Genomic DNA, 26912 nt, shown 5'->3' with positions numbered 1-26912 from the left:
CCGTCAATCAAGGCGATGAGCCGGCGCCTGACGCTATAGGATGCCTCATCGCCGCCTGCCCTACACACGAGACCATGAGCCTTACTGCCGCCGCATCGTGCCCGGATGTCTTCATCCACAGCCATGCCCTGGTCGAATCGCCCTTCATCGGGCCGGGCAGCCGCATCGGCGCCTTCGCCCATGTGCTGCCCGGCGCGCGTCTGGGCGAGGACGCCGAGATCGGCGACCACGCCCTGATCGATGGCGAGGTGCAACTGGGCGCACGGGTCCGTGTGCGGCCGGGCGCGCAGCTGTGGTCGCCTCTGGTGGTGGAGGCGGACGTCAGCATTGGCCCCAACACGGTCTTCAGCGGGGCCTCCGGCGCCGACCGGGCCGGGGTGGTGACGCGGGTGGGCGCCGGCGCCACCATAGGCGCCAATGCCACCATCCGCTGCGGCCTTTGCATCGGCCCGCGCGCCCAGGTGCAGGACGGCGCCGTGGTCACGCGCGACGTGCCACCCAATGCCATCGTCAGCGGCAATCCGGCCCATATCGTGGGCTATGTGGATACGCCGCACCTGGACCTGCCGGCCACGCCACGCGCCGCCAGCCAGCTGGAGGCACCGCCGGCCCTGCATGTGGCCGCTGCACGCCTGGTGGCCCTGCCCAAGATCGTGGATCTGCGCGGCGCGCTGAGTTTTGGCGAGATCGGCACCCATCTGCCCTTCACGCCGCAGCGCTTCTTCATGGTCTACGACGTGCCCAGCAAGGAAGTGCGTGGCGAGCACGCGCACAAGGCCTGCCACCAGTTCCTGGTCTGCGTGAAGGGCAGCGTCAGCGTAGTGCTGGACGACGGGCATGCGCGCGACGAGATCACCCTGGACAGCGCCCGCATGGGCCTGCACATCCCGCCCATGGTCTGGGGAATCCAGTACCAGTTCTCGCCGGACGCCGTTTTGCTGGTGCTGGCGTCGGACACCTATGCCGCGGATGACTACATTCGCAAGTACGAGGACTTCCTCGCCGCCCTGGGCCGCACCGGGGCCTGAGCATTCGAGGTCCGGAGGCGACCTCCGGCAAGGAGCATGCGTGATGGCTGAAGCCAGCCTGCCTTTTCTGAATCTGCAGCCCGCCTACGCGGCCAGCCAGCCCGCCATCGATGCCGCCCTGCTGCGTGTGGCGCGCAGCGGCTGGTTTCTGCTCGGGCAGGAGCTGGCGGCCTTCGAGGAGGCCTATGCGCAGTCCGTGGGCGCCACCCACTGTGCGGGCGTGGCCAACGGCCTGGACGCCCTGAGCCTGGGCCTGCGCGCCCTGGGCGTGGGTGAGGGGGACGAGGTCATCGTGCCCTCCAACACCTATATCGCGACCTGGCTGGCCGTCAGCCAGTGCGGCGCGAGGCCTGTGCCGGTGGAGCCGGATCCCCTGACCTTCAACATCGACCCGGCCCGCGTGGAGGCCGCCATCACGGCGCGCACCCGGGTCATTCTGCCGGTGCACCTCTACGGCCTGCCCGCGGACATGGACCCGCTGATGGACATCGCCCGCCGCAACGGGCTCAAGGTGCTGGACGACTGCGCGCAGGCCCATGCGGCGCGTTACCACGGCCGGCCGGTGGGCAGCCTGGCGGATGTGTCGGCCTGGAGCTTCTATCCGGGCAAGAACCTCGGCGCCATGGGCGACGGAGGTGGCGTGACCACCGACTTGGCCGCGGTCGATGAGCAGGTGCGCGTGCTGCGCAACTACGGCTCGCGTCAGAAGTACCACAACGAATGCAAGGGCGTGAACTCGCGCCTGGACGAGATCCAGGCCGCGGTGCTGGCCGCCAAGCTGCCCCAGCTGGAGGCGGCCACCCGCGAGCGGCGCCGCCTGGCCGCCAGCCTGCTCGAAGGCCTGGCCGGCGTGCCGCTGCAGCTGCCCCAGGTGCCGCAGGGGCTGGAGTCGGCCTGGCATCTCTTCGTGGTCCGCCATGAGGCCCGCGACCGCCTGCAGGCCGCGCTGGCCCAGCAGGGCATCGGCACGCTCATCCACTACCCCGTGCCGCCCCATCTGCAACCGGCCTATGCCGAGCTGGGCTACAGCGCGGGTGACTTCCCCGTTGCCGAGGCCATCCACAAGCAGGTGCTGAGCCTGCCCCTGTGGCCGGGCATGAGCGAGCAGCAGGTGGACCAGCTTGTGCAGGCGGTGCGCCGCAGCGCCTGATCAGGCGATCAGCGCCGGGGTGCCAGCCCCCGTGCGCGGGCCGGGTTGCCCACCCACAACTCGCCCGCCGGAACGTCCCGCGTGACCACGCTGCCGGCGCCGATCAGGGCCCCTTCGCCGATGGTGATGCCGCCCAGGATGGTGGCATTGGCGCCGATGGAGGCACCGCGCTCGATGCGTGTGGTCTGGAAGCTGGTCGGGTACTGCTTGGAGCGCGGCGTGGGGTCGTTGGTGAAGGTGGCGTTGGGGCCGATGAAGACATCGTCCGCCACCCGAAGGCCGTCCCACAGCTGCACGCCGCTCTTGACGGTGACGCGGTCGCCCAGCACCACATCGTTCTCGATCAGCACTTGGGCATTGATGTTGCAGTCCGCGCCGATGCGGGCGCCGGGCAGGATCACGCAGAACTGCCAGACCCGGGTGCCGGAGCCGATGGCGCTGCTCTGGACGTCGGACAGCGGGTGGATCTGGGCGGGGCGGGGCGTGTCGTCGGGCTGCATGGGGCAAGCATAAGCGAGCCGGATGCTTCCCGCGGGCTTCAGGCGCTGATGGAGATCGCGTCCAGCAGCTCGCTCTCGATTTGCAACTGCAGCTTGTTCTGCTGCAGCGCCGGGCCGTCGATCAGAAAGGTGTCTTCCACCCGTTCGCCCAGGGTCGAGATCTTGGCCAGCTGCAGATTGATGTGGTGGCGGGCCAGCACGCGGGCGATGGCGTAGAGCAGGCCGGCGCGGTCGCTGGTGCTGATGGACAGCAGCCAGCGCTGGGCGCGCTCGTCCGGGCGCAGGGAGATGCGCGGCGTGTAGGGGAAGCTCTTGACGCGGCGCGAGAGCCGGCCGCGGCGTGGCTCGGGCAGGGGGCCCTCGGCCATCAGCGCGGCCAGCAGCCGGGTCTCGACCAGGGAGACGAGGTCGCGGTGGTGCATGTCCAGGTCCGGGGCGATGACTTGGAAGGTGTCCAGCGCATAGCCGCTGCGGGCGGTGTGGACCTTGGCGTCCAGGATGTTGAAGCCTGCGCCGTCGAAATAGCCGCAGATGCGGGCGAAGAGGTCGGCCCGGTCCGGCGAGTAGACCAGCACCTGGAGGCCTTCGCCCACGGGCGAGGGGCGGGCGCGCACCACGGGTTCGGTGGTCTGCACATAACGCCACAGCGCGCGCGCATGCCAGGCCAGCTCGCCGGCCTCCTGACGGGCGAAGTAGCTGAGGTCCAGCGTCTTCCACAGCGGCTCCTCGGTGCCGGGCAGCTGGGAGTGCAGGGCCAGGTCTTGCCTGGCCTCCTGCTTGCGGGCCTCGATCTCGGCCTCGCGGTTGATCTGCGCGCCGCCCAGGCGCCGCAGTGTCAGGCGGTAGCAGTCCTCCAGCAGCTTGCCCTTCCAGGCGTTCCAGACCTTGGGGCTGGTGCCGCGGATGTCGGCCACGGTGAGCAGGTACAGGGCGGTCAGGTGGCGCTCGTCGCCCACGAGCTGGGCGAAGGATTCAACAACCTCGGGGTCGGAGAGGTCCTCCTTCTGGGCCACGCGGGAGAGGGTCAGGTGTTGCTGCACCAGGAAGGCCACCAACTCGGCATCGGCCTTGGGCAGCTTGTGTGCACGGCAGAAGCGCCTCACCTCCTCGCCGCCGAGCTCGCTGTGGTCCCCGCCGCGGCCCTTGGCCACGTCGTGGAAGAGGGCGGCGACATAGAGCACATAAGGCCGCTCGAACTGAGCGGCCAGTTGGGAGCAGAAGGGGTACTCGTGGGCATGCTCGGGGATGAAGAAGCGCCGCACGTTGCGCAGCACCATCAGGATGTGCTGGTCCACGGTATAGACGTGGAACAGGTCGTGCTGCATCTGGCCCACGATGGCCCGGAAGACCCACAGGTAGCGGCCCAGCACCGAGGTCTGGTTCATCAGTCGGAAAGCGTGGGTCTGGCCCTTGCCTTCCTGGAGGATGCGGATGAAGGTCTGGCGGTTGACCGGGTCGCTGCGGAAGCGGCTGTCCATCAGCCCGCGGGCGTTGTAGAGCGCGCGCAGGGTGCGGGCCGAGAGGCCCTTGATGCCCGGCGCCTGCTGGTAGACGAGGAAGGTCTGCAGGATGGCGTGGGGCTCGCGCCGGTAGAGGTCATCGCTGGCCACCTCCAGCATGCCGCCGCGGTCCAGGAAGTGCTCATTGACGGGGTGCATCGCAGCGTCCTGCGAGCCGTTGATGCGCTCCTCGAGGTTGAGCATCAGGATCTGGTGCAACTGGGTCACGGCCTTGGCCGCCCAGTAGTAGCGCCGCATCAGCACCTCGGAGGCGCGCTGGCCCTTGCTGCCCTCGTAGCCGAAGCTCTGGGCCACGGCGGTCTGCAGGTCGAAGACCAGGCGGTCCTCGCGCCGGCCCGCCACCACGTGCAGGCGAGCCCGGATCAGCTTCAGCACGCCCTCGTTGCGCTGCAGCTGGCGGCTCTCGAAGGGCGTGATCAGGCCCTTGGCGGCGAGCTGGGGCCAGGTCTTGCCCAGGCCGGCGGCACGGGCCACCCAGATCAGCACCTGCAGGTCGCGCAGGCCGCCGGGGCTTTCCTTGCAGTTGGGTTCGAGGGCGTAGGGCGTGTCGTCGTACTTGGTGTGGCGCTGGCGAGCTTCCAACTGTTTGGCGCGCAGGAAGGCGCGGGCATCCAGGGCCTGCAGGATCTGCTGCTCGAAGCGCTTGAACAGGCCGCGTTCGCCGGCCAGGCAGCGGGCCTCCAGCAGGGCGGTCTGGATGGTGATGTCTGCGGCGGCCTCGCTGAGGCATTCCTCCAGCGTGCGCACCGAGGAGCCGATCTCCAGGCCCACGTCCCAGCAGGCGGTGATGAAGCCCTCGATGGCGCTCTTCAGCGGGCCAGGCTGGTAGGCGTCCAGCCCCTCGGGCAGGAGCAGGAGGACATCGACGTCGGAGTAGGGGAAGAGTTCGCCCCGGCCGTAGCCGCCCACGGCCAGCAGGGCGGCACCTGGCGGCAAGCCGGCCTGCGACCACAGCATGGCCAGGGTGCGGTCCACATGCCCGGCCAACTGGCGCATCAGGCGCCCCGCCGCGGCCACGGTGGGCTCGGCGGCACGGAAAGCCTCCAGCAGGCTCTGCTTGCCGGACTTGAAATGTTGGCGCAGCTCAGCCACGCCCAGGACGGGCAGATCGCTCATGCGTGAGACTCCGGGCGCATGGGATGCAAAGAAGGCGCGCAGGCAGCTAGCCTGCGCGTGAGGGTCAGGTATTGACGAAGGCAGGCGGCGGTGGGCTGCCGGCCGAGACGGTGAGCACCTCGTAGCCGGTCTCGGTGACGGCGATGGTGTGCTCCCACTGGGCGGACAGCGAGCGGTCCTTGGTGACGATGGTCCAGCCGTCGCCCGTCTCCTTGATCTCGCGCCGGCCGGCGTTGATCATGGGCTCGATAGTGAAGACCATGCCCGGCACCAGTTCCTCCAGCGTGCCGGGGCGGCCGTAGTGCAGGACCTGGGGCTCCTCGTGGAACTTCTGGCCGATGCCGTGGCCGCAGAACTCGCGCACGATGGTGAAGCCCGCGTTCTCGGCGAAGGTCTGGATGGCGTGGGCGACGTCCCCCAGGCGCGCGCCGGGCCGCACCTTGGCGATGCCCTTCCACATGGCTTCATAGGTGAAGTTGCACAGGCGCTTGGCGGCGATGGAGCCCTCGCCGACGACGAACATGCGGCTGGTGTCGCCGTGCCAGCCGTCCTTGATGACGGTGACGTCGATGTTGACGATGTCCCCGTTCTTCAGCGGCCGCTCATTGGGAATGCCGTGGCACACCTGATGGTTGATCGAGGTGCAGATGGACTTGGGGTAGGGCGTGTAGCCCGGCGGGCAGTAGTTCAGCGGCGCGGGAATGGCCTGCTGGACGTTGACGATGTAGTCGTGGGCCAACTGGTCCAGATGCTCAGTGCTGACACCGGGCTTCACATGGGGCGTCAGGTAGTCCAGCACCTCAGACGCCAGGCGGCCGGCGATGCGCATGGCGGCGATGTCGGCCGCGCTCTTGATGGTGATCGTCATGGGGCGAAATTATGGCCGAGTCGCCCGGCCCTGCAGGGCGCAGGGCCGAAGGCAGGGCGGGGCGGGCTTCAGTGACCGCGTCAGTCCGCCCACTTCACCACGCCCGTCCAGGCCGTGGCCAGCACCACGATGCCGAAGGCGATGCGGTACCAGGCGAAGGGCACGAAGCTGTGGCTGGCGATGTAGCGCAGCAGCCAGCGCACGCAGATCCAGGCCGAGAGGAAGGAGAAGACGAGGCCCACGGCGAACAGCGGCAGGTCCGCCATGGACAGCAGGGCCCGCTCCTTGTAGAGGCTGTAGAGCCCGGCGCCGATCAGGGTGGGGATGGCCAGGAAGAAGCTGAAGTCCGTGGCCGCCTGGCGCGACAGGCCCAGCAGCATGCCGCCAATGATGGTGGCGCCGGAACGGCTGGTGCCCGGGATCATGGCCAGGCACTGGACCAGGCCCACCTTCAGGGCGTCCAGGGGGCTCATGGCATCGACGTCCTGCACGCGCACGGCGCTGGCCGGGCGGCGCTCGGCCCACAGGATGACGAAGCCGCCCGCGATGAAGCTGGAAGCCACGATCACCGGCGTGAAAAGGTGCGCCTTGATGGCCTTGCCAAAGAGCAGGCCCAGCACCACCGCCGGCAGAAAACCGATGGCGACATTGAGCACGAAGCGCCGGGCCCGAGCGTCGTGGCCCAGGCCGGCGGCGGTGTCGCGCAGGCGCTGCCAGTAGACCAGGATGACGGCGAAGATGGCGCCGGTCTGGATGGCCACGTCGAAGACCTTGCTCTTGTCGTCCGTCATGCCCAGCAGGGATCCGGTGAGGATCAGGTGGCCCGTGGAGGAGATGGGCAGGAATTCGGTCAGGCCTTCCACGATCCCCATGATCGCGGCCTTGATGAGCAGGAGAAGATCCAAGAAGGGCTCCGTCGGTTCGGGCTGGAAATTGAAGCGGCGGATGATAAGCGCTGCGCCTTGCAGTCCCCGGTCAAGGCGCGCAACTCCTGTAAATGCCAGGTAAAGCCCGGCTTCCGCCGCCTTGACCCCTGGCGGGGCAGTGCATACAGTACTGACCGGTCAGTCAGTACACCATGAGCCCACGCAAGAACGCCCCTTTAGTAGTCGCAGCGCCTGCCGTGCCCTCCGCGCAGGAGGCGCCGGCCCGCAAAGCGCCCGCTCCCCGGCAGCGGCGCAAGGAGGCGCGCCCGCAAGAGCTGCTGGCCGCGGCCCTGGAGCTTTTCGTGGAGAAGGGCTTTGCCGCCACCCGTTCCGAGGAGGTCGCGCAGCGGGCCGGCGTGTCCAAGGGCACGCTGTACCTCTACTACCCCTCCAAGGAAGAGCTGTTCAAGGCCATGGTGCGCGAGAGCCTGTCCTCCCGCATCGCCGAGGCCAGCGTGATGATCGCGCAGTTCGAGGGCCCGACGCCGCAACTGCTGCACCGTGTGATGCACATGTGGTGGGCCGAGGTGGGCCTGAGTCCGGCCGGAGGCATCACCAAGATCATGATGGCCGAGGCCCGCAACTTCCCCGAGCTGGCCAGTTTCTTCCATGAGGAGGTGATCGCGCCCACCCAGGCCCTGCTGGCCCAGGTGATCCAGCGCGGCATCGACAGTGGCGAGTTCCGCCCGGTCTCGCCCCAGATGACGGTGCAGGTCCTGATCGGGCCCATGCTGCACCTGGTGCTCTTCCAGCATTCCTTCGGCGCCTGCGCCCTGCACCTGCCCTGCGAGAACCCGGCCGACGTGCTCGCGCTGGAGATCGACCTGCTGCTGCACGGGCTGTGCCCGCGGCCCGGCCCGGGCTGAGACGCCAGTCTGACATCGCCCGACCTGGCCACCCTTCCCATCCACCCTACATCCCCCAGTGCCATGCCCCAGTCTCGCCTGAACTGTTCTCGCCCGCAGCGCTTCCAGCAGGGGCGCCTGCATTGGTCGGTGTGGCTGCTGGTGCTGCTGGCCGTGCTGATCGTCGCGGGCATCTATCGTGCGCGTGCGGCCCGTCAGGCGGCGGTGCCGGTGGCCCCGAGCGCCACGCCCCAGCTCAGGCTGGCCGAGGCCGACCTGCTGCAGGTGCAGTCCGGCCGGCTGTCGCGTTCGGTCGATGTCTCCGGTGGCCTGCGGGCGGTGGACTCCGCCGTGGTGAAGGCCAAGGTGGCCGCTGAACTCAAGTCCCTGCTTGTGCGCGAGGGCGATGCCGTCAAGGCCGGCCAGGCGCTGGGCCAACTGGACCCGACCGAATACGAGATGCGCTTGCGCCAGGCCGAGCAGACGGCCGCCGCCGCCCGGGCACAGCTGGACATCGCTCGCCGCAACCTGGAGAACAGCCGCGGCCTGGTGAGCCAGGGCTTTGTCTCTTCGACGGCCCTGGAGAGCGCCGTATCCACCGAGGCCTCGGCTGCAGCCAACTGGCAGGCCGCTGCCGCCGCAGTGGATCTGGCACGCAAGGCCCTGGCCGATACCCGGCTCATCGCCCCCATCAACGGGCAGGTGTCTCAGCGCCTGGCCCAGCCGGGCGAGCGTGTGGCCTTGGACGGTCGCATTCTGGAGATCGTCGATCTGCGCCAGCTGGAGCTGGAAGCCGCGATCCCCGCCGAGAAGGCCGCCGGTCTGGCCGTGGGCCAGACCGCGCAGCTGACGGTGGACGGCCTGGCCGAGCCGGTGACGGCGCAGGTGCAGCGCATCAACCCGGCAGCGCAGAGTGGCTCGCGCGCGGTGCTGGCCTACCTGCGCCTGCCCAGCGCGCAGCCGGGCCTGCGCGCCGGCCTGTTCGCCCGCGGCAGCGTGCTGATGGACGAGCGCGAGACGCTCAGCGTGCCGCTCAGCGCCGTGCGGGTGGACCGCAGCGAGCCTTATGTGATCAGGATCGCGCAAGGCAAGGAGGGCGCGGAGGCCCAGTGGCAGACCGTGGTCCTGGGCGTACAGGGTCAGGTCTTGCGCGAGGGGCGGCTGCAGGCTGCGGTGGAGTTGAAGTCGGGCGTGCAGGCCGGTGAGCGCCTGCTCTCCGGCGCGGCGGGCACGGTGGTGGCGGGCACGCGCCTGGTGCTGCCGGGTGCGGCCCCCGCCTTGGCATCCGCCTCGGCCTCTGCGTCGGCAGCCTCGCACTGAGCCCGGGAGCGCCCCATGTGGTTCACCCGCGTCTCCATCCACAACCCGGTCATGGCCACCATGGTCATGCTGGCCTTTGTCGTGCTGGGCCTGTTCAGCTACCAGCGCCTCTCGGTCGACCAGTTCCCCAACGTCGATTTCCCCACCGTGGTGATCAGCATGGACTATCCGGGCGCCTCGCCCGAGATCGTCGAGGCCGAGGTCACGAAGAAGGTGGAGGAGGCCGTCAACACGGTGGCGGGCATCAACTCGCTGTACTCGCGCTCCTACGAGGGAACCTCAGTGGTCATCGTGGAGTTCAACCTGGACATCGACGGCCGCAAGGCCGCCGATGACGTGCGGGAGAAGGTCGCCCTGATCCGCCCCAGCCTGCGCGAGGAGGTCAAGGAGCCGCGCATCTCGCGCTTCGACCCGCAGTCCGTCCCCATCTTCAACGTGGCCCTGCTGTCCGAGGGTGACCGCCAGAGCCCACAGGCGCTGACCACCTGGGCCACCCAGGTGCTGCAGAAGAAGCTGGAGAACGTGCGCGGGGTGGGCTCGGTGGCCGTGGTAGGCGGCCTGCAGCGCCAGGTGCGCGTGGAGCTCCAGCCCGCGGCCATGGAATCCCTGGGCGTGGGGGTGGACCAGGTGCTGGCCGCCGTGAAGAGCGAGAACCAGGAGCTGCCCATGGGCGCGCTGCGCTCGGCCGAGCAGGAGCGCGTTGTACAGGTCAATGCCCGCATGAAGCGGCCGGGGGATTTCGAATCCATCGTCGTGGCCCGCAGGAACGGCTCACCGGTCAGGCTGGCCCAGGTGGCCCGCGTGGTCGATGGCCCGCAGGAACAGGACAGCCTGGCCCTCTACAACGGCCAGCGCACGGTGCTGCTCTCGGTGCAGAAGAGCCAGGGCGAGAACACCATCGCCGTGGTCGATGGCCTCATGGAAGCGCTCAAGGAGGCCCGCAAGCTCACGCCGCCCGGCGTGCGCCTGGAGGTCAACCGTGACAACTCCCGCGGCATCCGCGTCTCCGTGGCCAACGTCAAGCGCACCCTGATCGAGGGCGCGGCGCTGACGGTGCTGATCGTCTTCTTGTTCCTGAACTCCTGGCGCTCGACGGTCATCACTGGCCTGACCCTGCCGATCGCGTTGATCGGCACCTTCCTGTTCATGTATGCCTTCGGCTTCACGATCAACACCATCACCATGATGGCGCTGAGCCTCTGCGTGGGTCTGCTGATCGACGATGCCATCGTGGTGCGCGAGAACATCGTGCGCCACGTCGCCATGGGCGTGAACCCGCGCCAGGCCGCCCTGGACGGCACGGCCGAGATCGGCCTGGCGGTGCTGGCCACCACCTTCTCCATTGTGGCCGTGTTCCTGCCCATTGGCTTCATGGGCGGCATCGTGGGCAAGTTCTTCCATGAGTTCGGCATCACCATCGTCGCGGCGGTGCTGATCTCCATGTTCGTCAGCTTCACGCTGGACCCCATGCTGTCCAGCGTCTGGCACGACCCGGCCATCCACGGCCACGCAGCAGGGCAGGGCGAGCCCAGGACGCTCTACGACAGGACCCTGGGTCGCGTCACAGGCGCCTTCGACCGCTTTACCGACTGGCTGTCCGACGGCTACCAGACCATCCTCTCCTGGGCCCTGCAGCACAAGGGCAAGACCCTGGCCCTGGCCCTGGCCTGCTTCCTGGGCGGCTGCACGCTGTTCGGCGTGATGGGCAAGGAGTTCGTGCCCAAGGCCGACCTCTCCGAGACCCAGGTCAATTTCTACACGCCCGTGGGCTCCTCGCTGGAGCTGACCGAGGCCCGCGCACGCCAGGTTGATGAGGCCCTGCGCAGCCTGCCCGAGGTGCAGTACACCGTCACTACCATCAACAGCGGCTTCGCCGCAGGCAAGAACTACGGCGCCATCTACGTGCGGCTGGTCGATCGCAAGGACCGCCAGCGCAGCGTGGTGGAGATGGCCACGCCGCTGCGCCAGAAGCTGGACCAGATTCCCGGCATCACCGTCACCAACATCGGCCAGACGGACCTCGGCGGCAGCAAGAGCCTGCAGTTCTCGCTGCAGGGGCCGGACCTCAAGGAACTGGAGCGCATCGCCAGCGGCGTGATGGCCCAGATGCGCAAGATCCCCGGCCTGGTGGACCTGGACAGCACGCTCAAGGCCAACAAGCCCACCGCCTCGGTGGAACTCAAGCGCGAGGCCCTGGCCGACGCTGGGCTCAACGTCAATGCCGTGGCGACCAGCCTGCGCACCCTGCTGGCGGGCACCACGGTGGGCAACTGGCGCGCGCCGGACGGCGAGAACTACGACGTCGTCGTGCGCCTGCCCCTGGCCCTGCGCGACAACATGGCGCAGTTGGCCGGCATGCCGCTGAACATCGCCTCCGCCGCGGACGGCAGCAGCCGCGTGGTGCGCCTGGGCCAGGTCGCGCATCTGAGTGAGTCCTTCGGCGCCAACCAGATCAACCGCCGCGACATGAACCGCGAGATCAACATCGATGCCAACGCCCTGGGCCGCAGCCCCGGCGAGATATCGGCCGACATCCAGAAGATCCTGCAGGCCACGCCCATGCCGCCAGGCTACCGCTACAGCTTTGGTGGCTCGACCAAGAACATGACCGAGTCCTTCCAGTACGCCGTGGGCGCCCTGGCCCTGGCCATCGTGTTCATCTACATGATCTTGGCCAGCCAGTTCAAGAGCTTCCTGCAGCCCCTGGCGCTGATGACCTCGCTGCCGCTCACGCTGATCGGCGTGGCCGTGGCCTTGATCAGCTTCAACTCCACGCTGAACATGTTCTCTGTGATCGGCATCGTGATGCTCATGGGCCTGGTGACCAAGAACGCCATCCTGCTGATCGACTTCGCCATCCGCTCGCGCGAGGGCGTGCATGCGCACGGCGTGGACGCCGAGCCCATGACGCGCGAGCAGGCCCTGCTGCATGCTGCCCGCGTGCGGCTGCGGCCCATCCTGATGACCACCCTGGCCATGGTCTTCGGCATGGTGCCGCTGGCCTTCGCCATGTCCGAAGGCTCGGAACAGCGCGCGCCCATGGGGCAGGCGGTGATCGGGGGGGTGATCACCTCCTCGCTGCTGACCTTGGTGGTGGTGCCGGTGGTCTATTGCCTGCTGGATGACCTGGCGCAATGGGCGCGGCGGCGCTGGCGTGGCTCCGCGGCCTCAGCGCCGCAGGCCGCCCCCTCGTCCGGGAAATAGAATGCCCGGGTTGCGCCGGACGCCCCCGGCGCCCCTTCCTGATGAAACGCCGAGCATTGCCATGAATTTCGAACAAGCCCGCTTCAACATGATCGAACAGCAGATCCGCCCCTGGGATGTGCTGGACGGGAGCGTCCTGGCCCTGCTGAGCAGCGTCCGGCGCGAGGACTTCGTGCCGGCCGAGCTGCGCGCTCTGGCCTTCACCGACACCGAGCTGCCCCTGGGCGGCAGCCGCCGTGCCCTGGCGCCCCGCGTCGAGGCCCGCCTGCTGCAGGAGATGCAGCTGCAGCGCAGCGACAAGGTGCTGGAGATCGGCACCGGCATTGGCTACCTCACCGCGATGATGGGGCACAAGGCCCAGTCCGTGGTGAGCCTGGAGGCCGACGCCGGCCTGGCCCGCTCCGCCGCAGAGAAGCTGCGGCGTGCCGGCCTGTCCAATGTTCAGGTGCGCGAGGCCGACGGGCGCCAGGGCGCGCCGGGCGAGGCCCCCTTTGACGTCATCGTGCTGTCTGGCTCCGTGGCCGAGCTGCCGCAGGCCCTGCTGGACCAGCTCAAGGTGGGCGGACGCCTGCTGGGCATTGTTGGTGACGAGCCCATGATGCGTGCCGTGCAGGTGCGTCGCGTCGGCGAGAAGGAATTCCAGACCACCGAGCTCTTTGACACCGTGGCCCAGCGCCTGCCGGGCTTCGAGTCGCGCCCGGCGTTCTCCTTCTGAGCGGCATGGCCTGGCAGTTGCCCCCGACCGAATTCCAGGCCTGGCTGGCCGAGGTGGCGCCCGAGGGGCGCCCCTTGCTGCTGGATGTCCGTGAGGGCTGGGAGGTGGCGCAGGTGGCCCTGCGCCAGGAGGGGACGGACTGGTTGCACATCCCCATGAATGAAGTGCCGGCCCGCCTGGGCGAGCTGGAGGCTTCACGGGCCATCGTCTGTTATTGCCATCATGGGGTGCGAAGTCTGCAGGTCGTCGCATTTCTTTCGGCCCGAGGCTTTGATTCCGTCTATAACCTCGCCGGCGGCATCGATGCCTGGTCCCTGCAGGTGGACCCCTCGTTGCCTCGATACTGATTGCCAACCGAACAACCATCAAAACCATTGCTGCAAGGAAGCTTCATGGCTGCTGATCGAATCTCTTCCTCTTTGCGTCCGCGGGCCAGCGTCCTGGCCGCCACCCTGGGCCTGTTGTTCGGTGGGGTGTCGATGGTGCAGGCCCAGAGCCTGCAGGAGCTCTACGACGCAGCCCGTGCCTATGACGCCAGCTACCTGGCCGCCCGCGCGCAGGCCGAGTCGGCCGAGTTCAAGGCAGGGCAGGCAGATGCCCTGGCGCGACCCACGCTCGGCGCCGGCACCAGCGTCTACAAGACCCAGACGCACACGCCGAGTTACGGCGCGGTGTCGGCCGCCGGTCCGGTGACTGTGCCGGCCGCCACCATGAACTCCACGGCCACGCAGATCGGTCTCAGCGCCAAGTACTCGGTCTACAACCGTGGCAACAGCGTGACCATCGAGCAGGCTCAGCGCGGCCTGGGCGTGGCCCGTGCCGATCTGGAATCGGCCGAGCAGGACCTGATCGTCCGCGTGGCCCAGGCCTACTTCGATGTGCTGAACGCACGCGACACCCTGGCCACCGCTCAGGGCAACAAGAAGGCCGTGGCCGAGCAACTGGCCTCGGCCAAGCGCAATTTCGAGGTGGGCACCGCCACCATCACCGACACCCGCGAAGCCCAGGCCCGCTACGACCTGGCCACCGCCCAGGAGCTGGCCGCCGACAACGACCTGCGCGTCAAGCAAGTCACCCTGGACCAGATCGTCGGTCGCGTGGGCGTGGACCCCAAACCCCTGGCGCAGCCCGTGGCCCTGCCGGCCCTGGCCTCTGACCAGGTCGAGACCTGGGTCAGCCAGTCCGAGCAGCACCCCGTCATCCGCAAGGCTCAGCTGGGCCTGGAAGTCGCCCGCCTGGAGACCGAGAAGGCCAAGGCCGCCAACGGCCCGACGGTGGAGGCCAACGGCTCGCTGGGCGTGGTGAACAACCGCGGCGATGTGCAGATCCCCGGTAGCACCCGCCAGGCCAAGGTGGGCCTGGAGCTCAACATCCCGCTGTACACCGGCGGCTACAACGACAACCGCATCAAGGAAACGCTGAAGCTGGAAGAGAAGTCGCGCAACGACCTCGACTTCGCCCGCCGCAGCATTTCGGAGGCCACCAAGCGTGCCTTCTTCGGTGTGCAGTCCCTGCGTGCCCAGGTCAAGGCCTACGAGGCCGCCGAGGCCTCCACCAAGCTGGCCCTGGAAGCCACCCAACTGGGCTACAAGCTGGGCGTGCGAGTCAACCTGGACGTGCTGAACGCCCAGACCCAGCTCTTCTCAACCCAGCGCGATCTGGCCAAAGCCCGCTACGACGTGGTGCTGAACAGCCTCAAGCTGCGCCAGGCCGCGGGCCAGCTGCGTCCTGAGGATCTGGCTGCCGTCAACGCGCTGCTGGCCAAGTAGTCGGCAGGGGCGCAGCCCGGTATCACCGGAAGGCCCGCTGTTCTGTGCAGCGGGCCTTGTCATTGGCGCTGCGACACAATGGGGGCATCACCTGACCCCGCCTGACTTCGTCCGAGCATTCTTCGATCCATGCTGTTCCTGCTCTCGCCCGCGAAATCCCTGGACTACGACAGCCCGGTCTCGCCGGCCGTCGAGGCTCTGGCCACCGAGCCGCAGTTCATCCCCGAGTCCATCGAGCTGATCGAGGTGCTGCGCCGGCAGACGACTGCCGACATCGCGCGGCTGATGGACCTCTCCGACGCGCTGTCCGCCCTCAACGTGGCGCGCTACCAGGCTTGGGAGCCGCACTTCACGCCCGCGAACAGCAAGCCAGCGGTGCTGGCCTTCAACGGTGACGTCTACGACGGGCTGGACGCGAAAAGCCTCAGCCTGAAGCAACTGCGCTGGGCGCAGGAGCATGTGCTGATCCTCTCGGGCCTCTATGGCGTGCTGCGGCCGCTGGACCGCATGCAGCCCTACCGCCTGGAGATGGGCACCCCGCTCGCCACGAAGCGGGGGCGCAATCTTTACGGCTTCTGGGGCGACAGCATCGCCGAGCACCTCAATGCGCGTGCCGCGGCCTCGCAGGTGCCGGTGGTCGTCAACCTGGCGTCGCAGGAGTACTTCAAGGCTGCGGACCGCATGGTGCTGCACCCGCGCGTGATCGAGTGCCAGTTCGAGGACTGGAAGGGCAGCGGCTACAAGATCATCAGCTTCTTCGCCAAGCGGGCGCGCGGCCTGATGGCCCGCTACTGCATCGAGCAGGGCGTGGACCGCCCCGAGGGGCTGAAGGACTTTGCCGTGGACGACTATGCCTTCGCGGCTGAGGTCTCCACGCTGGAGCGCCTGGTATTCCGCCGCAGGCGCTGAAGAGCGAAGGAAGCGAGGAGAGGACGATGGGGCAGGCTGCATCTCCCGAGTTGTGCCGCTGGATCACGGAGCAGATCAACGCCGGCGTGTCGGGCGACAAGATCCTTCAGGCCATGGTGCAGAGTGGCTGGGACGAGAAGGTGGCGAAGACAGCCTTCGCCCAGGTCTTCCAGACGCACCAGAAGGAAGAGGCCCGGCGTGCCGGCAAGCCTTTCACCGAGTCGCTGCCGGAGCCAGACGTGGCGGGGCAGCCCACGGTGATCCGTGCCCTGGACCGCGACGTCAAGGTGCTGCTGACCCTGGCCCATCCCCGCATCGTGCTCTTCGGTGACCTGCTTTCGCATGAGGAGTGCGACGCCCTGGTGGCTTTCAGCCGCGACCGCCTGAGCCGCTCGGAGACCGTGGCCGTGAAGGTTGACGGCAGCGAGGTCAACACCGCGCGCACCAGCGACGGCATGTTTTTCGAACGCGGCGAGAACGAGCTGTGCCGGCGCATCGAGGCCCGTATTGCCGCGCTCCTGAACTGGCCCCTCGAGAACGGCGAGGGCCTGCAGGTGCTTCGTTACAAGCCGGGCGCCGAGTACCTGCCGCACTACGACTACTTCGACCCCTACCACGCCAGTACGCCCGCCATCCTCCAGCGCGGCGGGCAGCGGGTGGGCACCCTCGTGATGTACCTCAATACGCCGCGTCGCGGCGGTGGCACCATCTTCCCGGACAGCCGCCTGGAAGTGGCGCCGGTGAAGGGCAATGCCGTGTTCTTCAGCTACGGCCAGCCCGACCCCTCGACCCTCACCCTGCACGGTGGTTCTCCAGTGCTGGAAGGGGAGAAATGGGTGGCAACAAAATGGCTGCGTCAAGGCGTGTTCGAGTGAAGAGCAGCGCTTAGACTTCGCAGCAGTCCCTCGATTGGAATCCCGCACATGAAAAGCATTCTGACCCTCAGCCTTGCCAGCCTGCTGGCCTTGCCGGCCCTGGCCCAGCAAGCCCAGGGCACTGTGCAGCCTGCTGCTCCCCTGGTCACGCCGCAGCCCGCCGTGGCACCCGCCGTGGCAGCTCAGCCCCTGCAGCAGCCGGTGGCGCAGCAGCCAGCCGTGAGGGCCAAGAAGGCCCACAAGAAGTCGGCTACCGCCGGTAAGAAGGCCAGCAAGAAGACGGGCAAGAAGGCCGCAGGCAAGCCGCACAAGGCCTCGACCTCGTCCAAGATGAAAGCCAGCCACAAGCACGGCAAGGCCATGCACTGAATCTGGCTTCGCGCTCCTGCGCCGCGCCCCTCCGCCGCCGCCGCCCGCACGGGTCCGGCGGCTTTTTGCTGCCTGGGCGGACGATTCAGCGCTGCAGCGGCAACTGGCTCTGCTTCAGCTGGCGCAGCACGAAGCTGGACTTGCTGTGGCGGATGCCCGGGATCTTGTAGAGCCGCTCGCGCAGCAGGCGTTCGTAGTCGCGCGTGTCGGCCACGGCGATGCGCACGTAGTAGTCGTAGTCCCCAGAGACCAGAAAGGCCTCCAGCACCTCGGGGATCTGCTCCAGGGCGCGGCCGAACTCGAAGAGCGCCTCATCGGAGTGGCTGTCCAGGGTGACGTGCACGATGACGGTGTCTCCCAGCCCCACGGCGGCCGGGTTCACTCGCACGGCGTAGCCCTCGATCACACCGGCCTCCTCCATGCGCTTGATGCGAGTCCAGCAGGGGGAGGTGCTGAGACCAACGGCCTGGCTGATGTCCTGCAGGCTCTTGCGGGCGTCCTTCTGCAGCTCGGACAGGATGGCGAGGTCGAATTTGTCCAGCTTCATTCTGTAAATAAAGTTTATTGCAGGAAGATTTTCTGAATGTAGCGCTGTTTGGCGAAAATTCAGAAAGTATTCCCGGCGTGCCTGGCCGACACTGGGGCCCATGAATGCGCCGCTTGCCTCCTCCCGCCTCCTGCCCGCTGCCGACCCAGCGCCGCCTCCCGCTTTCAACGGGGCGGCAGCCCTGATCGAAACCCTGCTGAGCCTGGGCGTGGACACAGTCTTCGGCTACCCCGGTGGTGCCGTCCTCCCGCTTTATGACGCCCTGCATGCCCAGCCGCGCCTGCGCCATGTACTGGTGCGCCACGAGCAGGCGGCGGTGCATGCGGCTGAGGGCTATGCACGCACGACTGGGCGGGTGGGCGTGGTCTTCGTGACCTCTGGTCCCGGCATGAGCAACACCACCACGGGGCTGCTGGATGCGCTGTGCGACTCCATCCCGGTGCTGTGCATCAGCGGCCAGGTGGCCACCTCAGCCATCGGCACGGATGCCTTTCAGGAATGCGACGCCCTGGGCATCTCACGCTCTGTCACGAAGTGGAACCACCAGATCCGCAGCGCCGAGGCCGTCAGTGCCGCCGTGGTCAAGGCGCATGAGGTGGCCCTGGGCGGCCGGCCCGGCCCGGTGCTCCTGGACCTGCCCAAGGACGTGCAGCTGACCCCGCTGCCACACTGGCAGGGGCCGGCCCGCAGCGCACCGTGGCGGGCCGAACGGCAGCCCCAACAGCAGACGCAAGGACCAGCGATCGACACGGCCGGCGTGGATGCGGCGCTGGACCTGCTGTTGGAGGCCCGGCGCCCTGTCTTCTATGGCGGCGGCGGGCTGATCAACGCCGGCCCGGCGGCCTGCGAGCGCTTTGCCACCCTGGTCCGCGCTACCGCAGCCCCCTGCACCCTGACCCTGCTGGGTCTGGGGGCCTTCCCAGCGCAGGATCCACAGAGCCTGGGCATGCTGGGCATGCATGGCACGTTGGAGGCCAACCTGGCCATGCATGAGGCCGACCTGGTGGTCTGCGTGGGCGCCCGCTTCGATGACCGCGTCACCGGCCGGCTGAAGGGCTTCTGCCCGCAGGCGCGCATCGTGCACCTGGACATCGACCCGCGTTCGATCAACAAGGTCATCAAGGCCGACGTAGCCCTGCTGGGCGATTGTGGCGAGAGCCTGAGCCTGTTGCTGCAGGGCTGGCAGGCGCGCCAGCCGGGCAGCGCCGAAGCGCGGCGCGAACGCCTCGCGCCCTGGTGGGGTCGCATCGCGAGCTGGCAGGCCCGCCGGTGCCTGGACTTCGAGGACCGGCAGGACGCCATCCTGCCCCAGGCCCTGATGCGCACGCTGCAGAGACAGCTGCGAGCGCAGGCTCTTGCGCGGGGCTGCGAGCCCATCGTTGCAACGGACGTGGGACAGCACCAGATGTGGGCCGCGCAATACCTCGCCCCGGCGGCACCCGGGCGCTGGCTCAGCTCGGGCGGCGCGGGCACCATGGGCTTTGGCCTGCCTGCGGCCATCGGGGCGCAGGTGGCGCATCCGGAGGCCCTGGTGGTGTGTGTCAGTGGCGATGCCTCCGTGCTGATGAACATCCAGGAGCTGTCCACCGCCGTGCAGCACCGCACGCCGGTCAAGCTGGTGCTGTCCAACAATGGCTATATGGGCATGGTGAGGCAGTGGCAGCAGTTGATCCATGGCAACCGCCTGAGCCACAGCTACACCGAGGCGCTGCCGGACTTCGTGGCCCTGGCCCGAGCCTTTGGCTGGCAGGCTCGCCGCGTGAGCGAGCGCTCGGCGCTGGACGAGGCCTTGGCCGAGTGCATCGCCTCGCCCGGCCCCTTCTTCCTGGACGTGGCGGTGGCTGCGCAGGAGAACTGCTTCCCCATGATCCCCGCGGGCGCCGCCCACAACGAGATCTGGCTGGGCGAGGGCCGACGCTGGGAAGACTCGCCATCGCTGAGCTGACCCCGCCTCCAGCAGGGCCTGCGTCAAGCCGGCGCCGGGGTGCTTGACTTACCATAGCGCCCCATGACGATCAATGCCGACCCCCAAGAGCTGGCCAAATTCGGCGAGCTGGCCCATCGCTGGTGGGACCCCGAGAGCGAATTCAAGCCGCTGCACCAGATCAACCCGCTTCGACTGGGCTGGATCGACAGCCTCTGCCCGCTGGCCGGCCTCAAGGTGCTGGACGTGGGCTGCGGTGGCGGCATCCTCACCGACTCCCTGGCGCGCAAGGGCGCCGAGGCCCTGGGCATCGACCTTGCGACCAAGGCCCTTCGTGTGGCCCAGCTGCACGCCATGGAAGCCGGCACGCCCAACGTGAGCTACCAGGAGATCGCCGTTGAGGCGCTGGCCGAGCAGCGCCCGGGCGAGTTCGATGCCGTCACCTGCATGGAGATGCTGGAGCACGTACCCGATCCCGCCTCCGTGGTGAAGGCCCTGGCCACGCTGGTGAAGCCGGGCGGGTGGGTCTTCATGTCCACGCTGAACCGCAATTTCAAGAGCTTCCTGCTGGCCATCGTGGGGGCCGAGTACGTGCTCAAGATGCTGCCGGCCGGCACCCATGAATACGCGCGCTTCATCAAGCCCGCCGAGCTGGCCCGCATGGCTCGCGAGGCCGGCCTGGAGCTGCATTGCAGCAAGGGCCTCGGCTACAACCCCTTCACTCAGCGCTACAGCCTGGGCAGCGACACCGACGTGAACTACCTGTTCGCCTTGCGTCGCCCGGTCTGATGCGCCTGCCCATGGACACCTGCATGAGCCCCGATGTGGGCGCCGCCCTGCAAACCCGCCTGGCCGGACTGCGCGCCGTGCTGTTCGACCTGGACGGCACCCTGATCGACAGTGCCCCCGACCTCGCCGGGGCCGCCAACGAGCTGCGCGCCGCGCGCGGTCTGCCGCCCCTGGACTACGCCCAGCTTCGGCCCATGGTGGGCGCTGGCGCGCGGGGCATGCTGGCGGTCTCCCTGCAGGTCACGCCTGCGCACCTGGAGTTCGAGCCCCTGCGCGCCGATTTCCTGGCACGCTACGAGGCCCGCATGCTTCAGGAGACGGCCGTCTTCGAGCAGGTGCATCCCATGCTGGACGCGCTGGAGCAGGCGGCCATGCCCTGGGGCATCGTGACCAATAAGGCCGAGCGCTTTGCGTTGCCGGTGACCCTGGGCCTGGGCCTGGCCGCCCGTGCGGGCACCGTGATTGGCGGGGACACCACGCCGCATGCCAAGCCGCACCCCGCGCCCCTGCTGGAGGCCGCTCGCCGCCTGGGCGTGGCAGCCGAGCATTGTGCCTATGTGGGCGACGACGAGCGCGACATCGTTGCCGGCCGCGCCGCCGGCATGATCACCGTGGCCGTGGCCTGGGGCTATCTGGGGCAGGGCGATCCGATCGAGGCCTGGGGGGCTGATTTCATCGTCCAGACGCCGGATGCCCTCTTGAAGTCTCTGCAACTGGCATAATCTGAAGTTCTGAAAGGGGCCGACCTGGTTTCGACGTGGGTGCGGATCCGGAGTAGGGCATGCCGAGCACCAGTTCGCTCGTAAATCCACTGGAAAAAACTACCTGCAAACGACGAAAAGTTTGCCCTCGCTGCTTAATTAGCACGAGGCTCCGCAACAGTTGGCCTATGGGCTGGGGTGGCAACACCTGCGGAGTCATTCACATAGGCTGGTCGCCGGCCGGGCTGTACGGCAGGCGACGAGATTATTCAGCTGGCGGCGTCCAAAGCGTGCTCCTGCGCGTTGGCACCGTGAGAATCAAATCAGAGAGCTAAGCATGTAGAACTGCCCGGTGATGGCTTGCGGACGCGGGTTCAATTCCCGCCGGCTCCACCAACACAGCGTTCAGCGAAGTTCGCTGAAGCCCAAAAGGCCCAAGTAAATCAACGACTTGGGCCTTTTTCTTTGTCCGCAGACTTCCGGGTAAGTCCGTCACCATCCAGTCTCTGACCGGGTAACTTTCCGGGTAACCGGGGCCAGCCGGGTAACATGCCGCGCAGAGTTACCCGGTGCGGTGCCGGGCTTGGAGGTGATATGGCGGCAAGCGATCTACTCACAGACAAGGCCATTCGGGCGGCCCTCAAGGCGGCAGCCGTGGAGGCCAAGGCGCGGAAGATCAGCGACGGGGGAGGCCTGGTGCTCGATGTGCGTCCGACTGGCGCCGGTTGGTGGCGGCTGCGCTACTGGCTGGAGGGCAAAGAACGCATGCTGTCCCTCGGAACGTATCCCGACACTTCGCTCGCGCAGGCTCGGGTGAAACGCGATGAAGCCCGCCGCTTGGTGGCCGATGGGCAAGACCCCAGCGCGGTGCGCCAGGAGGCCAAGGCCGAAGCCCAGCGCAAGCGCCAGGCCGAGCGTCTTGCCGATGCCGGCTTGCCGCCCGAAGGCTCGTTTGAAGCCGTTGCCCGTGAATGGCTCAAGACGGTTCACGAGGTGAAGGTCAGTGCTGGCCACGCCGAGCGCACCCGGATTCGCCTGGAGCAAGACGCCTTCCCTTGGCTTGGTCGGCGCCCGATCGCTGAAATTGAGGCACCCGAGTTGCTGCAGGCGCTGCGTAAGGTCGAGGCTCGCGGGGCCGTAGAGACTGCGCACCGCATCAAAGACGCATGCGGCCAGGTCTTCCGCTATGGCATCGCCACAGGGGCGTGCTCGCGCAATCCTGCTGCCGATCTGCGCGACGCATTGCAGCCGGTGCAGACGAGCCACCATGCGGCCATCGTGGACCCGGTGCAGGTCGGCAAACTGCTGCGCGATATGCACGACTACCAAGGTCACGCCGTAACCCGTGCGGCCCTGGGCCTGTCGGCGTTACTGCTGCTACGCCCCGGCGAACTGCGGCACATGGAATGGGCATGGCTCGATCTGGACGCGGCAATGCTGACCGTGCCTGCCGAAGTGATGAAGCGCAAGAAGGCCGACAAGGCAGACGGTCCGCCGCACCTGGTGCCCCTGGCCTCGCAAGCGGTTGCGATCCTGGAAGCCTTGCACCCGTTGACCGGATCGGGCCGCTATGTCTTCCCGGCCCTGACGAGCAAACAGCGCTGCATGAGCGAAAACACGGTGCGCAGCGCGCTGCGGCGCTTGGGCTATGGCAACGACGATATGACGGCCCATGGCTTCAGGGCGACGGCCCGCACGATGATCGCCGAGCGCCTGAGTATTGCCCCCGAGGTGATCGAGGCGCAATTGGCGCATGCCGTGGCCGACTCGCTCGGCCGCGCCTACAACCGCACGCAGTACCTGGATCAACGCAAGGCCATGATGCAGGCTTGGGCGGACTACCTTGACTGCCTGCGCAAAGGGGCTGAGGTGGTGCCTATTAAGGGCAAGGCGGCATAGTCTGCAGGCTGCTCGGCGCCGCACTCGCTGTGTGTATTGAAAGGGGCTTCAGGCCCCTTTTCTCATGGCCGCGAGGGGCGGTGGCGCCGGGGCATCCATTCGCGCAGCTAATTGCAAAGTTAGTGCGCCAGCAGCTCAAGCCGGGCCGCGAGCCATAGCCCGCGCGAGCGGTGCCGCCAAGTGGCACAGGGTCTAACGGTACGGTCTGCCTGCCCCAACTCGGCCGCACAGATGCGGGCGCTGTGTTGGCAGGGATCGGGTGCTGCTCCTGCCTGGCCTGGCTGCAGGTGATCACGCACTGGATCCCATCTGCCGCTTTGATGCAGTGGGCGCGATGACCGCGAGCTTTCGCTACTGCCCAACATGAAAGGGGGCCATAGCCCGTGCGGGTCGCCGGTTGCTCCAGCAGCGGTGCAAGGGGTGGCTGCCGAGCTGGTGCGCCGAGTCTGGCGGCTGCAAAAAAGCCTGGGTCCTTCCTTCCAACGCCGTCATCAAGACCCCCAGCGGCGAGGTTCTACGTGCCAACGATCCCGACAAACCGGTCATCACCTATGTGGCCCGCAACCTGGAGCCCTACCGAGGCTTCCACACCTTCATGCGGGCGCTGCCGGCGGTGCAGCGGGAGCACAAGAACGCGCATGTGGTGATCGTGGGTGGGGATGAGGTCAGCTATGGCGCGAGGCCCAAGGACGCCAAGAACTGGCGCGAAAAGATGCTCGCCGAGGTGGGGAGCCAGCTGGACCCGACGCGCACGCACTTCGTCGGGAAAGTGCCTTATGCGGACTACAAGCGGGTGCTGCAGGTGTCTGCAGCGCATGTGTATTTGACGTACCCGTTTGTGCTGAGCTGGTCGTGTTTGGAGGCGATGGCGACGGGGTGTCGGTTGGTGGCGAGTGAGGCGGCGCCAGTGCGAGAGGTGGTGCCGGAGGGGATGGCGATGTGCAGGCCGTTGGATGCCGGGGCCTTGGTGACTGCGCTGTCCCAGGCCTCAACGTCCTGGTCAGGGCCTTCGCAGGAGCGAGAGCTCCTCCAAGCGACGTGCCGCGATGTTCGCCATCGCTATGGAAAGGCGGAGGGCCTGCGTCAGTTAGACCCGTTGATCGAGCCGGCAGAGAGGGCTCGGCTGCTCCCGAGGCGGGCCTCTGTGGCGGCATCGATGGTGGAAACTCCGGGGCAGGCAATGGCATGCATAGAAAGTGTTAGACCATGACGATTCCCTTGAAGACCAAGCTCCTGCTGGCCGCTGTGGTGGTGCTGGTGGGCAGTTGCAAAGTGCGTTCCTTGTATGAGCGGCGGCTGAATGAGCGCCTGGTGACGGAACCGTCGCCCTGGACGGAGTTCGTGGCTGTGAAGGGGCAAGCGCTGCCGGTGCCCAAGCAGTGGCTGGCGGACGAGGAAGCCCGCAAAGCGCATGACTTGGTGCTGCCGCAGAACCTGGGCCAGTTGATGGTGCCCTTTGATTTTGAAGCGGCGCGCTGGAAGGCCTGGCTACCGCATGGCAAGAGCGTAGGGGACCAGTACCTGGAGCACCTGTGTACCTATGAAGCGGGGGAATGGGTATTCAAGGTGACGGAGCCGCAGGAGGGGATTTATATCGCAAGGACGGCTGAATACATGCCAGACGATGGTCTATACAAGGTTTGGGATTACGAAGCTCCCCTGCTGGAAAAAAGCTGGAACGTTCCCCAAGACGTGCCGGAAGATGCGGCTAATAGGCATGTTGTATTTAAAGATGGTCCCGGCTCATATATTGGCTGGGCAGGTGATGATAAGAAGTCACACTACCGCTTTGTTGAGATTCCCAATGTGGGTCGAATTTGGCAGAAGAAGTTTGAGGCGCCTTATCTTCATCTGTGGGGGCATCATGAGATGGTGATCAACCCGACACAAATTCCGGAGAAGTCCATGCAGGTGAAGGGCATACAGAAGCTGACGGCACGGTATGGCATCACCTGGCGAGGCCTGAGGCGAGTGGAGGATCGAGAGTACAGAATATCCGGTTACGAGCAAATGGCATATGACTTGCAGACGGGGGTAGTCATTGCGCTGCGTCGGCAGTTTGCCAGGATGATGCCGCATGGTGGGCGGCCAACTTTTGGTGCCCCGGATGTTTGCAATCGAATTTACAGTGGCCCAAATTATCAGGAGCGCACTAACAGAATTGCAGCCATATCTATTAGGTCTGTGACTGGGGCTAAGGCTAATTTGTTTGTTGATGCATATCCGAAAGAATTTCAAGGGGGTGAGAAGTGAGTGATGCAAAATATTACTATCTGCGATAGTAGGCGCAGGTGACTGCAGAATCATATATAAAATTCAAGGATGTCAATGGTAATGTGGTGCTGTTGGGTGGTGTGGACCTCGATAAGGCGTTGAGGCCTGGAGCGAATAGGGAAAATTTGGGATATGTGCTGAGCTTCCGGTCGACGGAATTCATCGACGACTACGCGCGGGACAACGCGGCCACCAACACGCTGGAGGTGAAGGCCGGCGGCTTTGCCTATGGGCAGATCGCGGACATGGAGGAGTGGTGGAAGCCCCTGAAGGCCAGCTACCTGGACATGAGCTCGGTCAGCGTGACGGGCTACAGCCTGGGCGGCAACCTGGCCACCAGCTTTGCCTTCCTGCGCAAGGGCGAGGGCACGAAGAATCCGGTCGCTGTGAGGGAGGTCTACACCTTCAACGGCGCGGGCATAGGAAGGGTGAAAGGGGGCAGCACAAGCCAACTGGGTGCGGTGATCCAGGACTTCAATGGCTGGCGCAAGAACGGCTCGGCCGACTGGTTCACGGATCCGGTGGCGCGGCGGGAGTACCAGCGCCTGGCGGACAAGTACGTCAAGGGCGCGAGCTGGGATCCGGCCGAGCTTGAAAAAGACATCAAGGCTGAGGACATACCTGGCCAGATCATGCGGTCTGCTAACCGGAACCCTCGTACCGGCAGGTACGCTCACTGACTCGACTGGCTCGCCACCTGCCGACGCAGGACCTTACCCAGGCGGTCAACAGGGCAAGCCTGGAATCCAGCGCTGAAGCGGCGCTCGTTTTGGAGAACATCAGAGATGCACGACAACAAGCAATTTGCAGGCTCCATGGCCGCCACCTGGCGGCGTGCATGCAGCTTGGGGGCGGTGACGGTAGGGGTGGCGCTGCTGCTCGGCGCCTGTGCCATGAAGCCCCAGCCCAGCCCGGAAGAGCTTCAGGCACGGCAAGCCCACCTGGACAAGGTACAGAAGGCAAAGGCCCGCTTCGAGGAACTGTGCAAGACCGCGGGGATCACGGTGAACAGGCGGGTGACGGGGGTGAAGGGGATTCGGTTGGAGAAGGTGCCGCCCAAGAGCAATTGGAAGGATTGGGCGGATCCGATGTGGGCGGAGGCGGCGCTGTCTGACGGCCTTGGGGGGGACGTATTTATTAGACGGCTACTTCTGAGGCGGGTTAGGGACAGCTCAACTGGTGAGCTGGATGGGGGGGTATCTAGCAGGGCTTCTGATGGCGATGCTGGCTTTGACTTTGTGGATGCCAAGGCAGAGGGTGGCAAGTGGCGCCGCTATTCAATAGTCGTATTAAATGATGGCTATATGGATATGGTTTCGAAGCCAGTGTCTGAGTATGATTTGGCGCCATATTCGGTATCCTATAATTCTATTGAAAATGTGGAGGATAGGCGGCTTTGGATAGCGGGTGTTGATATTGTTGTCAGTGACAGTCGTGCAAGGCAGCAACTTGGTGTGATTCGTCGATATATTATAGATACTGGGCAGGGAGATCAGGCTGGGGGGAGAAGTCCCTGGAGATTTTCTGAAGGGAATAACTCGTGCCCAAGAATGGTTCTGTCTGATCTTGGTGGGTTTTTCTGGATGTCATTGAATAATATAATCAAGGTGGAGGAGTGATGGGTTCTTCCAAAGATATGGTGTCTGTTGTGGTGTCAAAATTCT

24 protein-coding genes and 1 other RNA gene are annotated in these 26912 nt (G+C 66.6%); 20 read left to right on the top strand and 5 right to left on the bottom strand.

What is annotated here, in order from left to right:
- The first annotated feature begins 74 nt into the window (after positions 1-74).
- A complete protein-coding gene (locus H5407_RS10965; protein ID WP_183104486.1) occupies positions 75-1028 on the top strand; it encodes a WxcM-like domain-containing protein in 954 nt (317 codons plus the stop codon).
- 43 nt (positions 1029-1071) lie between these two features.
- Entirely contained in the window at positions 1072-2178 is a 1107-nt protein-coding gene (locus H5407_RS10960) for a DegT/DnrJ/EryC1/StrS aminotransferase family protein (protein ID WP_183104485.1), read from the top strand.
- A gap of 8 nt (positions 2179-2186) precedes the next feature.
- Here H5407_RS10960 and H5407_RS10955 read toward each other — a convergent pair whose 3' ends face one another.
- The 4 genes from H5407_RS10955 to H5407_RS10940 all read right to left on the bottom strand — a co-directional run bounded on the left by H5407_RS10955 (position 2187) and on the right by H5407_RS10940 (position 7087).
- Entirely contained in the window at positions 2187-2678 is a 492-nt protein-coding gene (locus tag H5407_RS10955) for an acyltransferase (RefSeq protein ID WP_183104484.1), read from the bottom strand.
- 38 nt (positions 2679-2716) lie between these two features.
- On the bottom strand, positions 2717-5314 hold the full coding sequence (locus H5407_RS10950; protein WP_183104483.1) for a [protein-PII] uridylyltransferase: 2598 nt from the start codon (positions 5312-5314) through the stop codon (positions 2717-2719).
- A gap of 64 nt (positions 5315-5378) precedes the next feature.
- Complete coding sequence (gene map / locus H5407_RS10945) at positions 5379-6182, bottom strand: type I methionyl aminopeptidase (protein ID WP_183104482.1); 804 nt, start codon at positions 6180-6182, stop codon at positions 5379-5381.
- A gap of 80 nt (positions 6183-6262) precedes the next feature.
- Positions 6263-7087 (bottom strand): undecaprenyl-diphosphate phosphatase, encoded by an 825-nt coding sequence (locus tag H5407_RS10940; RefSeq protein ID WP_183104481.1) that lies wholly within the window; start codon positions 7085-7087, stop codon positions 6263-6265.
- Positions 7088-7260: 173 nt separating this feature from the next.
- On the opposite strand from H5407_RS10940, the gene H5407_RS10935 reads away from it, so the two are divergent.
- From H5407_RS10935 to H5407_RS10895, 9 genes are all read left to right on the top strand, one after another.
- Positions 7261-7974 (top strand): TetR/AcrR family transcriptional regulator, encoded by a 714-nt coding sequence (locus H5407_RS10935; protein WP_183104480.1) that lies wholly within the window; start codon positions 7261-7263, stop codon positions 7972-7974.
- Between the two features lie 63 nt (positions 7975-8037).
- On the top strand, positions 8038-9273 hold the full coding sequence (locus H5407_RS10930) for an efflux RND transporter periplasmic adaptor subunit (RefSeq protein WP_183104479.1): 1236 nt from the start codon (positions 8038-8040) through the stop codon (positions 9271-9273).
- A 15-nt stretch (positions 9274-9288) separates the two neighbouring features.
- Positions 9289-12477, top strand: a complete 3189-nt coding sequence (locus tag H5407_RS10925) for an efflux RND transporter permease subunit (protein ID WP_183104478.1) — start codon at positions 9289-9291, stop codon at positions 12475-12477.
- A gap of 61 nt (positions 12478-12538) precedes the next feature.
- Positions 12539-13192, top strand: a complete 654-nt coding sequence (locus H5407_RS10920) for a protein-L-isoaspartate O-methyltransferase (RefSeq protein WP_183104477.1) — start codon at positions 12539-12541, stop codon at positions 13190-13192.
- Positions 13193-13197: 5 nt separating this feature from the next.
- Complete coding sequence (locus H5407_RS10915) at positions 13198-13539, top strand: rhodanese-like domain-containing protein (RefSeq protein WP_183104476.1); 342 nt, start codon at positions 13198-13200, stop codon at positions 13537-13539.
- 45 nt (positions 13540-13584) lie between these two features.
- Positions 13585-14961 (top strand): TolC family outer membrane protein, encoded by a 1377-nt coding sequence (locus H5407_RS10910; RefSeq protein ID WP_183104475.1) that lies wholly within the window; start codon positions 13585-13587, stop codon positions 14959-14961.
- 129 nt (positions 14962-15090) lie between these two features.
- Positions 15091-15870 carry a peroxide stress protein YaaA gene (yaaA, locus tag H5407_RS10905; RefSeq protein ID WP_183104474.1) on the top strand — a complete coding sequence of 260 codons (780 nt, stop codon included), beginning with the start codon at positions 15091-15093 and terminating at the stop codon, positions 15868-15870.
- A gap of 26 nt (positions 15871-15896) precedes the next feature.
- Positions 15897-16745, top strand: coding sequence for a 2OG-Fe(II) oxygenase (locus H5407_RS10900; protein ID WP_183104473.1), 849 nt, complete (start codon positions 15897-15899; stop codon positions 16743-16745).
- A gap of 48 nt (positions 16746-16793) precedes the next feature.
- Positions 16794-17114, top strand: a complete 321-nt coding sequence (locus H5407_RS10895) for a hypothetical protein (RefSeq protein WP_183104472.1) — start codon at positions 16794-16796, stop codon at positions 17112-17114.
- An 85-nt stretch (positions 17115-17199) separates the two neighbouring features.
- Here H5407_RS10895 and H5407_RS10890 read toward each other — a convergent pair whose 3' ends face one another.
- Entirely contained in the window at positions 17200-17661 is a 462-nt protein-coding gene (locus H5407_RS10890; protein WP_183104471.1) for an Lrp/AsnC family transcriptional regulator, read from the bottom strand.
- A 100-nt stretch (positions 17662-17761) separates the two neighbouring features.
- On the opposite strand from H5407_RS10890, the gene ilvB reads away from it, so the two are divergent.
- The 9 genes from ilvB to H5407_RS10845 all read left to right on the top strand — a co-directional run bounded on the left by ilvB (position 17762) and on the right by H5407_RS10845 (position 26867).
- Positions 17762-19606, top strand: a complete 1845-nt coding sequence (gene ilvB / locus H5407_RS10885; RefSeq protein WP_183104470.1) for a biosynthetic-type acetolactate synthase large subunit — start codon at positions 17762-17764, stop codon at positions 19604-19606.
- Between the two features lie 63 nt (positions 19607-19669).
- A complete protein-coding gene (gene ubiG / locus H5407_RS10880) occupies positions 19670-20374 on the top strand; it encodes a bifunctional 2-polyprenyl-6-hydroxyphenol methylase/3-demethylubiquinol 3-O-methyltransferase UbiG (RefSeq protein WP_183104469.1) in 705 nt (234 codons plus the stop codon).
- A 23-nt stretch (positions 20375-20397) separates the two neighbouring features.
- Positions 20398-21096, top strand: a complete 699-nt coding sequence (gph, locus tag H5407_RS10875; protein WP_183104468.1) for a phosphoglycolate phosphatase — start codon at positions 20398-20400, stop codon at positions 21094-21096.
- Between the two features lie 15 nt (positions 21097-21111).
- Positions 21112-21471, top strand: a transfer-messenger RNA (tmRNA) gene (ssrA, locus tag H5407_RS10870).
- A 198-nt stretch (positions 21472-21669) separates the two neighbouring features.
- Complete coding sequence (locus H5407_RS10865; protein ID WP_183104467.1) at positions 21670-22974, top strand: phage integrase central domain-containing protein; 1305 nt, start codon at positions 21670-21672, stop codon at positions 22972-22974.
- Positions 22975-23371: 397 nt separating this feature from the next.
- Entirely contained in the window at positions 23372-24184 is an 813-nt protein-coding gene (locus H5407_RS10860; protein WP_220800555.1) for a glycosyltransferase, read from the top strand.
- An 8-nt stretch (positions 24185-24192) separates the two neighbouring features.
- Positions 24193-25227 (top strand): hypothetical protein, encoded by a 1035-nt coding sequence (locus tag H5407_RS10855; RefSeq protein WP_183104466.1) that lies wholly within the window; start codon positions 24193-24195, stop codon positions 25225-25227.
- A 155-nt stretch (positions 25228-25382) separates the two neighbouring features.
- Positions 25383-25928 (top strand): hypothetical protein, encoded by a 546-nt coding sequence (locus H5407_RS10850; RefSeq protein WP_183104465.1) that lies wholly within the window; start codon positions 25383-25385, stop codon positions 25926-25928.
- Between the two features lie 105 nt (positions 25929-26033).
- Positions 26034-26867 carry a hypothetical protein gene (locus H5407_RS10845; RefSeq protein ID WP_183104464.1) on the top strand — a complete coding sequence of 278 codons (834 nt, stop codon included), beginning with the start codon at positions 26034-26036 and terminating at the stop codon, positions 26865-26867.
- The last annotated feature ends 45 nt before the right edge of the window (positions 26868-26912 follow it).

It is taken from the genome of Mitsuaria sp. WAJ17, assembly GCF_014174515.1.
In the GTDB taxonomy this organism is placed as follows: Bacteria; Pseudomonadota; Gammaproteobacteria; order Burkholderiales; family Burkholderiaceae_C; genus Roseateles_B.
This window is presented reverse-complemented; position numbering and strand designations above follow the sequence as displayed.